Source organism: Leptospira yanagawae serovar Saopaulo str. Sao Paulo = ATCC 700523 (assembly GCF_000332475.2).
Taxonomy (GTDB): domain Bacteria; phylum Spirochaetota; class Leptospiria; order Leptospirales; family Leptospiraceae; genus Leptospira_A; species Leptospira_A yanagawae.
On the sequence record NZ_AOGX02000013.1, the window covers coordinates 1 to 14,462 of the forward strand.

General features: G+C 36.1%; 15 protein-coding genes. 4 read left to right on the top strand and 11 right to left on the bottom strand.

The window, feature by feature from the left end; all coding sequences use genetic code 11:
• Nucleotides 1-575: 575 nt before the first annotated feature.
• The 9 genes from LEP1GSC202_RS02485 to LEP1GSC202_RS02520 all read right to left on the bottom strand — a co-directional run bounded on the left by LEP1GSC202_RS02485 (nucleotide 576) and on the right by LEP1GSC202_RS02520 (nucleotide 8,894).
• Nucleotides 576-1,043 (bottom strand): GNAT family N-acetyltransferase, encoded by a 468-nt coding sequence (locus tag LEP1GSC202_RS02485; protein ID WP_015676286.1) that lies wholly within the window; start codon nucleotides 1,041-1,043, stop codon nucleotides 576-578.
• A 100-nt stretch (nucleotides 1,044-1,143) separates the two neighbouring features.
• Complete coding sequence (locus LEP1GSC202_RS02490) at nucleotides 1,144-2,787, bottom strand: PEGA domain-containing protein (protein ID WP_015676168.1); 1,644 nt, start codon at nucleotides 2,785-2,787, stop codon at nucleotides 1,144-1,146.
• Complete coding sequence (locus tag LEP1GSC202_RS02495; RefSeq protein WP_039927992.1) at nucleotides 2,777-3,547, bottom strand: ABC transporter permease subunit; 771 nt, start codon at nucleotides 3,545-3,547, stop codon at nucleotides 2,777-2,779. The genes LEP1GSC202_RS02490 and LEP1GSC202_RS02495 overlap by 11 nt, the downstream gene beginning before the upstream one ends.
• A complete protein-coding gene (locus tag LEP1GSC202_RS02500; RefSeq protein WP_015676125.1) occupies nucleotides 3,537-4,427 on the bottom strand; it encodes an ABC transporter permease subunit in 891 nt (296 codons plus the stop codon). The genes LEP1GSC202_RS02495 and LEP1GSC202_RS02500 overlap by 11 nt, the downstream gene beginning before the upstream one ends.
• A gap of 4 nt (nucleotides 4,428-4,431) precedes the next feature.
• The gene (locus tag LEP1GSC202_RS02505) at nucleotides 4,432-4,893 is read right to left on the bottom strand and encodes a PTS sugar transporter subunit IIA (protein WP_015676122.1); all 462 of its coding nucleotides are present in this window, start codon (nucleotides 4,891-4,893) and stop codon (nucleotides 4,432-4,434) included.
• A 35-nt stretch (nucleotides 4,894-4,928) separates the two neighbouring features.
• Complete coding sequence (locus LEP1GSC202_RS02510) at nucleotides 4,929-5,819, bottom strand: hypothetical protein (protein WP_015676278.1); 891 nt, start codon at nucleotides 5,817-5,819, stop codon at nucleotides 4,929-4,931.
• A 6-nt stretch (nucleotides 5,820-5,825) separates the two neighbouring features.
• Nucleotides 5,826-6,827 carry an ATP-binding protein gene (locus LEP1GSC202_RS02515; protein ID WP_015676268.1) on the bottom strand — a complete coding sequence of 334 codons (1,002 nt, stop codon included), beginning with the start codon at nucleotides 6,825-6,827 and terminating at the stop codon, nucleotides 5,826-5,828.
• 168 nt (nucleotides 6,828-6,995) lie between these two features.
• Complete coding sequence (locus LEP1GSC202_RS19580; protein WP_002973362.1) at nucleotides 6,996-7,274, bottom strand: hypothetical protein; 279 nt, start codon at nucleotides 7,272-7,274, stop codon at nucleotides 6,996-6,998.
• A 78-nt stretch (nucleotides 7,275-7,352) separates the two neighbouring features.
• Nucleotides 7,353-8,894, bottom strand: coding sequence for a cellulose synthase family protein (locus LEP1GSC202_RS02520; protein ID WP_039927995.1), 1,542 nt, complete (start codon nucleotides 8,892-8,894; stop codon nucleotides 7,353-7,355).
• A 120-nt stretch (nucleotides 8,895-9,014) separates the two neighbouring features.
• Between LEP1GSC202_RS02520 and LEP1GSC202_RS02525 the strand changes: the two genes are divergently transcribed.
• Together LEP1GSC202_RS02525 and LEP1GSC202_RS02530 are read left to right on the top strand one after the other, a co-directional pair.
• Nucleotides 9,015-11,198, top strand: a complete 2,184-nt coding sequence (locus LEP1GSC202_RS02525; protein ID WP_015676293.1) for a tetratricopeptide repeat protein — start codon at nucleotides 9,015-9,017, stop codon at nucleotides 11,196-11,198.
• Nucleotides 11,195-11,935, top strand: a complete 741-nt coding sequence (locus LEP1GSC202_RS02530; RefSeq protein ID WP_015676233.1) for a motility protein A — start codon at nucleotides 11,195-11,197, stop codon at nucleotides 11,933-11,935. Before LEP1GSC202_RS02525 ends, LEP1GSC202_RS02530 begins: the two co-directional genes overlap by 4 nt.
• 8 nt (nucleotides 11,936-11,943) lie before the next feature.
• Here LEP1GSC202_RS02530 and LEP1GSC202_RS02535 read toward each other — a convergent pair whose 3' ends face one another.
• Nucleotides 11,944-12,432 carry a hypothetical protein gene (locus tag LEP1GSC202_RS02535; protein WP_039928063.1) on the bottom strand — a complete coding sequence of 163 codons (489 nt, stop codon included), beginning with the start codon at nucleotides 12,430-12,432 and terminating at the stop codon, nucleotides 11,944-11,946.
• A gap of 33 nt (nucleotides 12,433-12,465) precedes the next feature.
• Nucleotides 12,466-13,461, bottom strand: coding sequence for a class I SAM-dependent methyltransferase (locus LEP1GSC202_RS02540; RefSeq protein WP_015676242.1), 996 nt, complete (start codon nucleotides 13,459-13,461; stop codon nucleotides 12,466-12,468).
• A gap of 204 nt (nucleotides 13,462-13,665) precedes the next feature.
• Between LEP1GSC202_RS02540 and LEP1GSC202_RS02545 the strand changes: the two genes are divergently transcribed.
• Both LEP1GSC202_RS02545 and LEP1GSC202_RS02550 read left to right on the top strand, forming a co-directional pair.
• Entirely contained in the window at nucleotides 13,666-14,079 is a 414-nt protein-coding gene (locus tag LEP1GSC202_RS02545; RefSeq protein WP_015676147.1) for a ribonuclease HI family protein, read from the top strand.
• Nucleotides 14,076-14,441 (top strand): hypothetical protein, encoded by a 366-nt coding sequence (locus tag LEP1GSC202_RS02550; protein WP_039928000.1) that lies wholly within the window; start codon nucleotides 14,076-14,078, stop codon nucleotides 14,439-14,441. The genes LEP1GSC202_RS02545 and LEP1GSC202_RS02550 overlap by 4 nt, the downstream gene beginning before the upstream one ends.
• Nucleotides 14,442-14,462: the final 21 nt, after the last annotated feature.

Consider the following 14,462-nt stretch of genomic DNA (forward strand, 5'->3'; position numbering starts at 1 on the left):
ATTTTTTTTATATGAGTTTGGGTTCATTGGTAGCACTAATGAGACATAATTCAGTCAAGAACGGAAGTGACCAGGGCTCCGCAACCGAAAGTTTGGAACGAACTAAAGTTATGGTTCGGGCGCGAATGCGCACCCAACAAAGAGCCACCTAATTCCCAATAAGCGATTTGGTGCAAAAAAAATTCTATGGTGTGACTTTGCACCTATCGTATATTATACGGCAATTCAAATACAGTTTTTTCCATTCTCTCTGAATCAGTCTATTGGCCAGAGATTGAGAGCACAAACATTGGTTAAGACTGGAAATGATATGAACTGAGAACCAATTCGCATTTCGATCCACCGGTATGACAGTAGCTTCTGTGATCCATCTGCAAATTCTATCATTCATTGTTTGATCGAAGGCCACCTGACGGTGAAAAGGTGAACCTATTTGGATTATTTTTTGTGAGGGTTGGATTGTGTTGGAAAGATTTGGGGTTTTGTGGTAAACGGGACACATTGGGCGGCGGGTGGTTTTCCCCACCCAGTTCCATTAGGGCGGGGATCTATACCTTCGTAGTACTGACAAGGCCCTAAAGATTCTTTTTCATAACCGTTACATTCCGACTTCCGTAGCCAACAACCTCTACTTTAGACCAACCAAGTCGCTCATACAATGAGACAGCTGTATCAGAAAACAAGTGTAGCTCCAAAATTCCGCGTTCCTTAGCCATTTTCTCTAAATAACCACAGAGTTTCGAACCAAAACCGTTCTTACGAATCCGGGGTTTTGTATAAACCAAGGCTAACCAATGTTTGTGGATTTTAAATTTTGGCTGTTGTTCTAATAAACCTACGTGGTGGTAAACACCACCTGTTCCCACAGGAATGGAATTCTCAAATAAAACTAACTGGAATTGCGATGGGTCCGCTGTTACTGCCTTTAACTTTGCGATTGTTTTTTCAAAAGGGATTCTCCATTCTTCCATATACCATTCTGCTACAATTGCCATTAAAGCATCATCATCCGACAATAAAACTTTATACTCAATAGATTCCATGAACCGAAATTAACTCCAAATATTTACATCGCAAGTAAGCATCACATAACCTTACTTATACGAAACATCATTCCAATTCACATATTTAAATCAAAAAAATTCAATATCGAACATTGAATTGCATATAACCATATCCTTCACGCGAGTTTTGTCCATAACTCACGCTGGAAGGATTAACCGGCAAAAATCCTATTTCTAATGTCTCCTGGTCTAACCCTAAAAAATAAAAGGTAGCAGCAGAAACCAACATTAGCCCGATCAAAACAACCATAGGACCAGCAACCAATTGACGATCCTTTCTGTTTTCTATAGGAAGTGTGCCAGCCATTTGTTTTAAGTATTTTGCCTCAGATTCAGCATCTTCGATAATTTTATTTTGTGTGTAATACCAAAAAAGGAACTCGTTTGGGTTATTTTGATAAAAAGATGTTATCGTTACAAAATTAGTTAAATTCACTTGTGACCTAGCACCTGCGTATGTTTGGCGAGATGCATAATTCAAATATGCATAACTTGCATAAAACAATAATGATCCGTAGATTGAATAGGTGGTGAAGTCCTTATAAGTATGATCTAAAAAAACATTTTGTTTATTCTTATAATAAACTTCTGTTTGTCCTTCCCGCATTTGAACAGCAATTGATGTTTCTTCGTCATCTTTCGCATCAATTGCACGAAATGAATCGATGTAACCTTCTTTTGATAATCGCAAACGATTCATACCAGAAGGGATTGGCATTCGATTAATGGGCGTTTTACCTAAATATTGAATACCCAAATACACATCCGATTCAACATCTGAAGTAACAGATAAAAAGGATCGATTCAATTTCAAATTTAACGTCACGTCTAACTGGAATTTTTTTCCTTTTTCCAGAAGGATGTTAGATTTGAAGGGATAAAACCCTTCTTTGAAAATAAAAAGAGATCGATTCCCAATAGGGAATTTCTTTTCGATCAAAGGAGTTTTTCCTAAATAAATCCCATCCAAATAAACAAGGGCACCCTCTTCTCCATTTGCAGTGATTCCAAGGTTTGTAGTTTCCTTCCCTTGCAACTTTTCCTTGATTGATTCACCAAGTGGTGACATCTCTTGGTATGCTCTGATAACTGAGGTTTGGTGCTCAAAAGGTGTCGATTTACCTTCATAATCATCAAATAAAAACACTTTAGTTTTTAATGAATTATCGAATACCTCAAAGGATCCGGACAATACGTAATCGCAATTGAACTTCGTTGCAACGCCAAACGCTTCATCCGGAGACAATGGTTTCTTATCCCACATCTGTTTGATTGTAATTTTTATATAACGAGGATCTTTTTCAGGAGAAACTTGTTTTTTTCCAATCCTTAAATCATCCAAGTCCTTTTCGTCGTTAATTTCTTTCTTCTTTCTTTTAACGTTCGTTTCTTCTGCATCAATTTTCTCCTGTAGCGTTAACTGTGGGTTATCGCCAAAGGAATGGTAAATGATATTCTTTCTAGGATTCTCCACATAAGTATATTCTAAATTACGCAGATCAGACAATAAAACAGAAGGAATCCCCTTCATTAAATATTCTTTCGAATTATCTTCTTTTACGGCTGCAAATGGGAAAATACAAAGAGTTCGACTCGACTCAAAACTAACACTTCCCTTGTATGATTGGTTTGGGAAATTATAATAATCATCGATGGAGAACAAAGGAATCGTATGGCTAAGTAATCCAATGATTAATAAAAATGCTGAGATCTTATGTTTCATGTTTATGATTACGGGACCCCAAGGAATACACCAAGATTAAAATGGCAATAATCGGAAGCAAAACGGAAAAAGGTGATTTGTCAAAATAATCTTTGGAAAATGAAATTTGTTCTCCGAGTCCCGGCCCGGTCTCTCCGAAAGAAGTCTGAATTCCCAAATAAGAAAAAAGTGACATTGTCATCACAACTGTTGGCAATCCTGAAAAAAATAAATAACGAAACATCGATTTTAATGCAGGCACATAATGGATTGCAACTAATTGGATTGGATTGGCACCGAAACAAATGGAAGCTGTTATGTATGGACTTGATTGAATTTCTCTGATTTTTGCTGTTAACGATTCATAGGCAATCGCCCAATCTGAAACGACAATTGCAATTAAAATAGAAATGGGGTTATCAGGCAAAATAGTAATGATAACTAGGGCCGAAAGGAGTGAAGGTAGGGAAAGGAAAACCGAAACAAACCCCGATAAAACAAAGTCTGCTTTGGATTTAAAAAAAAGAGAAATGGAAGAAATTAAAAACGAAAAGAGGATTGTGAATAATCTAGCAGGAATCGCAAGTAAAATTGTAGAGAAAGACCCAAAACAAAATAAAGCCAAATTATCCCTTCCTAATCGATCTGTACCAAAAAAAAAGTCATCAGAGAAAATTGGTAGGTTGTTGTTGGACAAATCTACATATGTCGGTGCCTTTAAAAATAAAACTCCATAGAATATAATACCATAGAAGAAAATACGGATCAAATTAAGGAGCATTTTGATACTCCCCAGAAAAATATTTTTGTAAATAAAATCCTAGACGATTCAAAATATAAAAGAGAATCCCCGAATACATTAATAAGGTTGATAAAAGGTATGTATCCATTGATTTAATCGAATAATATAATGATTTACCAATACCAGGGAAAAAGAATATTTCTTCTACTACCATTGCACCCGAAAGTAAGGAACCAAAATCCAAAACCAAGAGAATTAAAGTTACAGGTAAAACCTTTAAAAATATTTCAATCCTAACTATATGACTCCAAGGATATGATCGGGTTAATAACAGTTGAACATATTTAGAATTTGATTCTCTCTTCACTTCAGGCAATAGATACAAAGCCAATCTTGCAAATATTCTAGAACCCAATGCCACACCTGGTAATACCACATAATACATATTACCTGATTCATACCCGCCAGGAGGAAACCACTCTAACTTATAGAAAAACACAAGAAGGAGAACAATTGCAAAAATAAAAATAGGTGTAGAAAGGATAAAATTTGCTATAAAAAAAACAAATTTGTATAAGGAATCAGACTTTAGATATGCAACTAACAAAGATAAGCTGAAAGCAAAAAAAGCGCCGAATACGATACTAAAGATCGCCAGATGTAAAGTCGCAAAAAATCGACTACCTATATGACTATAAACGAACTCTCCATTTTGAGTGAGTCCACCCGACTCAAACAAAATTCTGATCCAGAATTCTGAATACGATGTAAAAAAACTTTTGTGGGTAGATTGTATATCTGTGATTCCAGAATCAGCAAATAAATATGTTTTATCTTGGGTATGAAATTCCGAAACAAAGGTGCTTACCGCCGAAAGTAAAAGCAAATAATAAAGAAAACGGAAAATTTCCGACTTCACAACGTTAACTTTTAGAGAGGAATGCCTTTTGAATTTCTTCGAAATTTTTGGCTTTAATAAGCTTTTCTCTTTCTTCTGGAATGTTTAGAGTTTTTGCAATCAAAGCCAATGTTTTGATATGATCCTGAAATTTATTTTTAGGAACGATTAACATGATGAAAATTTGAACCAGGCCATGATCTAATGCGTCAAAATCAATTCCATTTGGTGAGATTGCCATTGCATATTTTAATTCGTTAACATAGTGAACGGAACAATGAGGAATTGCAACACCACTGCCAATGCCAGTCGACATCGATTTTTCACGATTCATTAATGAAGAAACAGTTTCTTCTTCATGAACAGCGTCTAATGTTTGTGTGGCGACCATATGAGAAATCATTTTACGAATCGCATCTTCTTTTGTGGATGCTTTAAAATCGAAAATGATATTCTTCGGATCAAGAATCTCCAGAAGTTGATTCATTTGGTATTACTTACTCCCACCTTTCCAAACTCGCCTTATTTTCCAAGAAAAACCCTAACAAAAAGAGCCTCTACCAGAAAAAAAACGATCACTACCCAAATTGCACTTATCCCCATTTTCCCTACAAAGAAAGCAATGGGAAGTAAAATTACAAAACTTAATAATGTCACATAATATGATCCGTAAAAATTTCGACCTGGAGCTAATTGCAAAAAAAACGCCATTGATGCAAACGACAAAAGCCAAAGGGTTCCAGAAATGCCGCTGCCTAAACCCCAAACGAAAAAGAGCAGTGACCATAATAGAAAAAAACTAAGTAATATTGTCCTTCGAAATGAAACCCATGCAACACAAACGAGTACATAAATACCCAAACTTTCCACAATGGAAGTAAACCGTATGATTTGAGACGGATCGTATGCCACCCAAGGAATCGAAATAGGGAATACAGAAGTTTCCAGATTAATCCCAGAAAAAGATTGTAATTCATATGTTTGGCGAAGTTGGTATCCAATCAGTGAAAATGCCGTATCCAATATAAACAGAACTAGGAAAACTAAACTTACGATTTGTGTACGAATTGAATAGTTTTGTATTAAAAAATAATGAAGGGCATAAGATAAAATAAAACTTAAAGTTAATAGTATTGGATCAAACCATGTAGTTGGCAAAATTATGATCACTAATAGTAATTGAGAGATAAGGCCCAACCAATAGGGGGATTGGTTCACTCGAATGCATATACCAAGATACACTAAAGTGATCAGTGACACCAATAAAATAGGAATGATAGGGATGGGTGTAACGAAGGCGAGTGAATAACCCAAAAATCCTATTAATGATATAAAATAGAAAAAATCTGCAAAAATTTCGGAAGATTTAATTCCCCAACTGTTTTCAGAAAGTATGTAAAGGTTTTTTAACATTTTAATTTAAACCAAAACTTCTTCGATACGTTTTCTAATATCGATACCTGCAGGACAGTATACAGAACATATCCCACAACTCACACATTTATCCTTATCGAATTCTTCTTTTTTTCCTTTAATCAATTGAATCGGATTTGCTTGTGTTGGGCAATATTGATTGCATTCCATACAATCGATGCAACTGAATTCTTTACGTGAAATTGGAAGTTTTTCATAAAGAGTAATCGAATAATGATCATAGATATTGAAGTAACCTAAAGATTGCACATCCATTGGTTGGATTGCTTCAAAAACTGTATCAAACGAAGCAATTTTATAACGTTTATCCATATTAGCTGGAATAAACGCCAAAGACTGACCATTTGTCAAAAAATATTGACGAGGTTCTAAATCCATCCTACCTTTTCGATCCACGAGAAACACAGCTAAATGCCGTTTGGTGAAAGGCTCACCAAAGTATAACTTTCTTAAAAGATGGTAGATTGTCTCTGCACCTAAATACAATACTTCATAAGTATTGAGTGCTTTTTTTGACTTTAATACATCCCATTGAAATTGTTTATGCAAAAAATATTCAGGAATCCCATTGGGATGTTCAAATTGTAAATTTTGAATTTCGAAAAAATTTTTTACCTCTGCTTTTGGGAAAACAGTTTTTAGTAGTGCAACAAAACTATGAAAAGCCTCTTTCATTGAGGTTAATGTCATCTCTTCAAAATCAAGATGTTGGTATCTGGAAAATGGGGAAAGGATTAAGGAAAAGGATGAATTGGGATTGAACTTTGTAAAATAATCCTTTAATGGAGTATTCACCAAATCAAGAGAGGCAAGCGCACCATCATCAAACGCCTGTAACATGGACCCAAGATCATATGTCTGGAATTTATACTCCGCACTGGTCGACCAAGAACCATCTTGTTTGATTTGGAAGTATTTTTGGTCAGGAGTTAATGTTGCTACCCCATTGACGGGAGCAAGCACCTTGGTTCCGTTATGTGACAACATAAGCTGGCCATGCGAAACTCTAGTTGGATAAGAATCTGAAAGTACGCTGCCCGAAGGAACGGGGATCAGGAATTGACCCTGGATTGTCCGTTCTCTTTTGTTTTCCGTTTTGTGAAATTTTCGAGCGAAGGCGCGAGGTAACCTGGGAAACAACACGCCAGTTATGATTTAGACGGCTTTCACCATGTAGATTTCGTCTTTGATTGGGAGTTCTTTTTTCAAGTTTTTGATATAAGGTAAAATCTCTCCCATTTCCTCGTAATACTCACAATTGGTTTGCATACGACGAGCGACAGTAAAGTATTTATAAAGTTTTTCTTCACCGGAACGTTTAGACCATTTCTTCTTGTTACATTTTACGCGAAGAATGTATTTATCTTGCTCCGACTCGTATTGGCGAACCACAACACAATGCAAACAGTTCGCGCAGTAGACTTTTTCACTCATGGATGACCCCTGAACCTAGGTTGAATTTACAGCTTTTTGGAAGGAAAGGTTTCGTCAAGTAAGTACCATCGCCTTTCCTTAAGCGACGGCACGTAGTTCCTTTTCTGCCTTGGTCGCTGGTTTGAACTTCCAAAACGATTCCGCAACAGATAGGAAAGAGACATAGAAAAACCCAATGGAATAGAGAACCATGAAACCAATCATATAAGGTTTTCCGACCATAAAGGATAAATAGATGCAAAAGACACAATACGCACCCATAAAAAATTCAAGAAAAGCGCGGTAATCGACAGGGACCACATATTTGATTTTGTCCTGTAAACTATCCCCTTCCTTTTCGATGCGAAGTTTTGGAGTACGTTTGAAACCTGACTGGATGCCAAAAACTGCTTCCATCCAAGCATACGTATTCATCACAGCAATACCGGTTCCAATCATCACAAGAACAGGCAGGTAAATGAGTTTGGACTTCCAGTTTTTATGGATTTCACGTTGGGAATATGCGTAAAAAATAACGGGACCCATCGATCCGATCGAAAGGAATGCTGCCGATCCAAAAAGTATCTCCATTGGAAGGTCTTCCATCTTAAACCCAGCCCAATATTCCATCAGTAAAAGTGGCGCCGTGAGCAAGATGTTGATGATCATTAGGGGATGCACGGAATAATTGATGAGGTGGGTGATTGCCTCTCCCTTAATTTTCCATGATTCATTGGACTTCCAAATCCTAGGGATGAGTTTGACTGCAGTTTGGATGGAACCTTTACACCAACGAAATTGTTGGGCTTTGTATGCATTCATGGTCGCAGGGATTTCCGCCTTGCAAACCACATCTTTGATGTAACGGAACTTCCAACCTTTGAGTTCCGCACGGTAGGATAAGTCGAAATCTTCTGTGAGAGTATCATGTTCCCAACCACCGGCATCTTCGATACAAGAGCGTCTCCAAATCCCAGCAGTTCCATTGAAATTCATCCACAAGTTGGAACCATTACGCGCCACTTGTTCGATCATGAAGTGGCCATCGATTCCAAAACTTTGTGCCTTTGTAAGGATGTTATAAGTTTCGTTGATGTGGCCCCATCTCGTCTGTACCATCCCAATGGATTCGTCATCGAAATAACCCATTGTACGGAGTAAAAAGTCTGGGTCTGGGGTAAAGTCAGCATCGAATATGGCGATATAATCGCCTTTGGCTTTTGCCATTCCTTCGTCCAAAGCACCTGCTTTGTGGCCTTTGCGATTGGTTCTATGGACATGTTCAATCCAGATGCCTTGTTTTTTGTACTGCGAAACGAGTCCCGCCACCTTTTCAATGGTTTCATCAGTGGAATCATCCAAAACTTGGATTTGGAGTTTTTTAGCCGGGTATTGTAAATTGCATGCAGATTCAATCAAACGATCTACAACATAAAATTCGTTAAAAATTGGCAATTGGACAGTGACAACTGGCAGATTTTTGTCTTTGATGGACAGGATCTTTGTATCGTCCTCCGCACAGTTTTCTTTGTTTCGGCTATACAAAAATACCATAAGGTATGTGTGTAAGCCGAAGTAAAACAACATCACAATGTCAAAGCCATAGAGAACCAAAAAAGATATAGATAAGAACGTTAGCATAGTTATAGTCAAAATCGGCACAAGGGCCCTTTTGGTCAAACATTTTGTGCACCGCCAAATAAAATTAGAATTTCTTTCGTTTGCGAAGAAGACCCATATCGCAAGATTGGTAGCAATTCTATGGACTCTCAATGGAAACGATTCTGGGAAACTGGCCTCTTCCCCTCACTTGAATTTAGCCTAAGCCTATCAATTGGATATATTTTGTCTTTGTTCTTTTATGTTGCAGGTTCAGAAATGGCCCTCATTGATAGAACGGACACTGCATATCCCATATTACAAGCGTTAACCGCCCTATCCTTTGCTGCAGGTTTCATTTATCGAAAGTACAAACAAAACTTATCATTCACAATTAGTTTAGGATTATTCATTCTTTCTATTGGGCAAGCCATTTGGTTGTTCTCAGGAAATACTTCCGAGTTTCTAATTGATTATATCTTTTCCTTTGAATTGGTTTTAATGGGAAGTATCTTATCTGCATTTTTAATTGGAATCTACGGAGGTTCTCTTCGCGATTTTCGGTTCCTAAGTTTTACTCTGGGTGTTACTACATTTACTTTTTATTCCTTATTTGAACCTAACCAAAACTATTCGATCAAAGTATTACTTGCATCTCTCTATGTTTTATTATCCTTTTATTTTTTTAGCACGTTGTTCCAACAAACACCTATCTCAAGCAAATTTTACAAGATAAGATCGAAAATTGGGAAACATCCTTTATTTGCGCCATTTTACAGATCTGGTTTATCTTTACTGATCTCATATTGTGTTTTACATCTTTACTTCCAACCAGGACCAAAAATTCCACTCATCTTATCCATCTCCTTCTCGGTTACGATTGGAAGGGTTTTATCTTTACTTAGTGGATTAAAAAAAGAAACGAAAGCAGTTTATTTAATTGGTAGAGTCTCTTTATTATTTGCTTTTTTCTTTTTCATTTACCAAACATATTGGAGTTCATTTTTTATTGCGCTTTGTATCATCACAGGAACAATCGTTGGTTTTTTTAAACCTAACAAAACGCCTTATAAAGAATATTTGATGATTGGAATTGAAACCAGCATTTATCTAGGCATTTCTTTTCTTTTGTATTTTTGGAATTTGCCAATGGGAATTCGTACATTGACTGCAATGTTATTTGTTCCAGTATTGATGTATCCTTACCTTTTACAAAAACACATAATCCGATTGCCAAGAATTGCGATGTTAGTTGTGGCAAGTCTTATAGTAATCCTATTTTTTTCACCTCCTACAATTCGAACAAGTACACCTTTTTCCAAAAAAGAAATATTCGATCCTATTCCATATGCAATTACGAATCTCAATTTCAATGAAGAAGAATATATTTTTTACAAATCTGTTTTGCCATTCCCATCAAATCCTTTTTTACCGAAACGTTCCGAAATTGAAGGCAAAACAGTTGTTTTAGGTTTAAATTCAAATCAATCTCAGATTATTTCTTATATTGAAAGATTGAGTGAAAAAAATCATCCTTTTTTAATCATTACAACCCGTAATAAAACAAATCAATTCCATCACATCAATGCTTTGTCCCTTCTTAGCAGAAAGTCTTTTTGGAATTTTGATATTTATTATCCAAATTACATGGCAAATAAAATCAATTATTCCAGTGCACTTCCCTCAGATTGGAAATTAAAATACTTCGCAGAAAAATTAGACAATTTAACTTTTTTGGAAGCAGTAACCGTGCTTGATTCTGTGTTAAAGTATTCCTCTGGAGATTTAAGAAAAGATGCAAATGATATCAAACACCTCTATTATGAATCTTTTTCTTCCTATGCGAAATTTTACCACAGCATTGGCCAAAACAAATTAAGTTTAGATGCGATAGCATTGGCTAGAAAATTTGAATCACCCAAACCTGACTTATTAAGAATTGCGTTTAATAGTTTAAAATTCACAACACCTGAAGCAGACTACATTCCGATCTTGGAAGATTTAAGTAAAGATTCTGAATTCCAAGAATTTGCATGGAACTCATTAATCCCTATGTTTGAATCTCTTGGAGAGTGGAATCATGCTTTAAACACAATGAGTTTATTAGAAAAATTCTATCGATCCAATAACCAACAAGAACAAGCAAACGAACTAGAATTAGCGAGAGTTAGGCTGTATATCAACCAAGAAAACTGGAAAGAAGTTGAACCTGTCATTTCAACAAGGTTAAGAGAAAATCCAAATTCTGTGATTTGGGAACGTCTCAAAAATGAAGTTATCGAAAAAAAAGATTCACTCAGGCGAATTAGTGTTCGTCCTGATTTAAAAGAGGCAAGAATCCAATGATCCATTCAACACTGTTAGGCATCCTAACATCGATTTTATCCGTTTTTGTTGCGATCTTAATAGAAGGTGCATCATTAAGGTCATTTTTCCATGTACCTGCTATGTTTCTCATTATCGGAGGCACTTTAGGTGCAACCTTTGCCTCATTTTCACTCACTCAAATCTCAAGAGCAGTGCGTGACACACGTTTTGCCTTAAAAAAAAGAAAGGAAACTGATCTGAAATTAGTATTCTTTCGGTTTTGGGAAAAAGCAAGAAAAGACGGTTTACTTTCGTTAGAAGATGAATCTAAAAAATTAGATAATTCTTTTTTGCAAAAGGGAATTCAGTTAATCGTGGATGGATCAGATCCAAGGACGATCGAAGAAATTTTATGGGAAGCGCACGAAGAAAAAGAAAAAGAAGATATGAAGTCGGCAAAAGTATTTGAAACTGCAGCTGGATTTTCTCCCACTATTGGAATCATTGGTACAGTTCTTGGCCTTGTGACTGTACTTGAAAATTTGGATGGTGGAACAAAGGCATTAGGGCAAGGGATTGCAACTGCATTCATCGCTACATTTTATGGTATTTCTTTCGCAAACTTAATTTTATTACCCATTTCAAACCAACTCAAAGTCGTAGCAAAAAGAGAAAGTAATGAACGTCAGGCGATTATGCGAGGAATATTGTCATTACAATCAGGTGAAAACCGAAGGATCCTCGCGGAACGTATTGATCCTTTTATAAATCAGTAATTCAAAAATCAAATTTTATTTTCAAGATTTTTAATGAATTCATTTGATAGGGCTCTATAGTTCTTCAACAATTGGTTCCATGTAAGATCATTGTGAATTTTGTTTTGAATAACCAACTCATTGATTTTTTCCGTGAGCTCACCATCTAAAGAAGCGGATAAAGTATCTGGAATAATTCTTTTTATAGCATACTCCACCGTAACAGATGAATTTTCAAATGAAGATTGGAAGTGTTTTGTAAGATTAGATCTCTCAATCAATTCTTCTTCCGATTCCCAAAAATTTGCTTCCACAATTCCATTGCCAATATTCCAAATTGCATTTCCGAATTGATAAGAAGTAAAAACAATATGGTTCGGTATAAAATTCAAAAATTTAATTTTTACCATTCTTTCTATAAAATTAGTTTTTAAGTAGGAACGTAGATACACGGTTACGGAATCATCTTCCACCACTTCTTCATCTAAAACCATTTTCTTTGTAAAACTTAAATTCATTTCAAATTTTGCTCCGTAATCAATCAATCCTAATCAAATCGTTACGTCATGATTTGGTGTGATACAGAAAAGTTGATGGATCTTATCATCTCGAAAGTCAAGGGGAATTGAATCTTTGGTTTTGTTGGTGCATATGTACCCTCTTTCCTTCCATTCTTCGTCTTCCACTTCCATTTTGAATTTTCTAAAATTTGTAGAAAACCAAATCTCTCCATTTTCATTTAGAAATTTTGATAACAATAATAAAAGTAAGTTTTTATGTTTGGCTTGCACATCCCATTCTTCATACATTTTTTTACTATTGGAGAATGTAGGTGGATCTAAAAAAATCAAATCATATCTCTCTCGATTTGCATTTCTGGTTTCGTCTTCAATCCACTTTAAAATATCAGCATTGATGATCTGGTGATTTTGACCACCAAATCCATTCCGTTCCAAATTTTGTTTTGCCCAATCACAATAGGTTTTAGATAAATCGACACTCTTAGTTTTTTTTGCCCCACCTGATGCCGCGTAAACGGAAAAGGCACCAGTATACGAAAATAAGTTGAGAATAGATTGATTTTTTGATTTCTCTTTGATCCAACCTCGCGTCACACGATGGTCCAAAAACAATCCAGTGTCTAAATAATCAGTTAAATTAATGCGAAATTCTAAATTGGATTCTTTCACCCAGAAAAAATTCCCTTCCAACGCAAATTTTTCATATTGATCTTTGCCTTTTTGTTTTTGCCTTTGTTTGAGAAACAAATCGCTTTCGCTCAACTGAAATACATCTCGAATGATTGCTTGTATTGTTGTTAATCTTTCATGGTGATCACTTTCTGCTTTGAAACGTAGTGAACTTTTATCATATAACACAAAACCATTGGGGTATCGATCTAAAATACAAGCTACCTGAGGAATATCTTCAGAATAAATGCGATAACATTCGATGGAGTTTTTTTTTGCCCATTTTTCGCGTTCTTTTTTTAGTTTGCGAAGGCGATTTTCAAACATAATGAGGGCGCCTAATCCTCGTTCCGTCATTTGGTTTTCCTTTGGGGGGATATTAACGTATACTTCCCCGCCCTAATCGAACTGGGTGGGGAGATCCACCCGCCACCCAATACGCTCCATTTATCATGCCTCCTTGAAAAAGTCCTCCCAATTTCCAAATCACCGACTTTTTTTTCAGATTGGTTCATGTTTTTGATTGGTGAGAGGGATCACGACCAAAAGAATGTCGACTATATGTCCACAAAAGACACAACCTTTATTTATTGCGATGGAAGCTCACGAGGAAATCCAGGACCTGCTGCCATTGGAGTTTCCTTCCAAAACAATGATGGTATCGAATTTTTTTTCGTATCTGAAAAAATCGGGAACGCAACCAATAACATTGCCGAATGGCATGCGTTACTTCGTGGAATGGAAGAAGCAATCAAACAAAATATTAAAAAAACAAAATTCAGGTTAGATTCGGAATTAGTCGTCAAACAGATGAAAGGTGAATACAAAGTCAAAAACAAAGATTTGATGGTATTCAAATCAAAATGTGAAGAACTAAAATCCTCTTTTGAAAATTTTGAAATCCAATACATCCCTCGCGAACAAAATGCACGAGCTGATCAACTTGCCAATTTTGCTCAAGATTCAAAAGTATGAGCCATCAAACATTCTTTCGATTATTTTTAATGATCAATTTTGTTTCCATTGCCTTTGCTTGTAAACCCTCGATCAATAAACAATTGGATCGTCTTTTGGAAGACGGGTCTGTGATACAAACCGCAACTTTTTGTGCAAAACATTCCCACCAACTGCAGGATAGGAAAGAGGATTGTGATCGTGTCACAAAGGATGCAAAATCAGAAATCGATACAATCTTAAACCGAAAGTTGGACTTGGGTATAGCTCCGGTCATTGTCCCAAAATCCCAAGGTCAGGAAATCGAAGAGTTTCTTAAAGTCCATACACAAATGGGGATACGTTATTGGGAAATCTGGAAATCCAATGTGATTTTAGAATAGACAATCTCTCCCATTCTTAGA

Excerpts from the sequence above, each read along its gene's own strand:
- LEP1GSC202_RS02540 (WP_015676242.1), bottom strand. The coding sequence starts at position 13,461 with ATGACGGAACGAGGATTAGGCGCCCTCATTATGTTTGAAAATCGCCTT.
- LEP1GSC202_RS02495 (WP_039927992.1), bottom strand. The coding sequence starts at position 3,547 with ATGCTCCTTAATTTGATCCGTATTTTCTTCTATGGTATTATATTCTAT.
- LEP1GSC202_RS02545 (WP_015676147.1), top strand. The coding sequence starts at position 13,666 with ATGTCCACAAAAGACACAACCTTTATTTATTGCGATGGAAGCTCACGA.
- LEP1GSC202_RS02485 (WP_015676286.1), bottom strand. The coding sequence starts at position 1,043 with ATGGAATCTATTGAGTATAAAGTTTTATTGTCGGATGATGATGCTTTA.
- LEP1GSC202_RS02505 (WP_015676122.1), bottom strand. The coding sequence starts at position 4,893 with ATGAATCAACTTCTGGAGATTCTTGATCCGAAGAATATCATTTTCGAT.
- LEP1GSC202_RS02535 (WP_039928063.1), bottom strand. The coding sequence starts at position 12,432 with ATGAATTTAAGTTTTACAAAGAAAATGGTTTTAGATGAAGAAGTGGTG.
- LEP1GSC202_RS02490 (WP_015676168.1), bottom strand. The coding sequence starts at position 2,787 with ATGAAACATAAGATCTCAGCATTTTTATTAATCATTGGATTACTTAGC.
- LEP1GSC202_RS19580 (WP_002973362.1), bottom strand. The coding sequence starts at position 7,274 with ATGAGTGAAAAAGTCTACTGCGCGAACTGTTTGCATTGTGTTGTGGTT.
- LEP1GSC202_RS02530 (WP_015676233.1), top strand. The coding sequence starts at position 11,195 with ATGATCCATTCAACACTGTTAGGCATCCTAACATCGATTTTATCCGTT.
- LEP1GSC202_RS02515 (WP_015676268.1), bottom strand. The coding sequence starts at position 6,827 with ATGTTGTCACATAACGGAACCAAGGTGCTTGCTCCCGTCAATGGGGTA.
- LEP1GSC202_RS02550 (WP_039928000.1), top strand. The coding sequence starts at position 14,076 with ATGAGCCATCAAACATTCTTTCGATTATTTTTAATGATCAATTTTGTT.
- LEP1GSC202_RS02510 (WP_015676278.1), bottom strand. The coding sequence starts at position 5,819 with ATGTTAAAAAACCTTTACATACTTTCTGAAAACAGTTGGGGAATTAAA.
- LEP1GSC202_RS02525 (WP_015676293.1), top strand. The coding sequence starts at position 9,015 with ATGGACTCTCAATGGAAACGATTCTGGGAAACTGGCCTCTTCCCCTCA.
- LEP1GSC202_RS02520 (WP_039927995.1), bottom strand. The coding sequence starts at position 8,894 with ATGCTAACGTTCTTATCTATATCTTTTTTGGTTCTCTATGGCTTTGAC.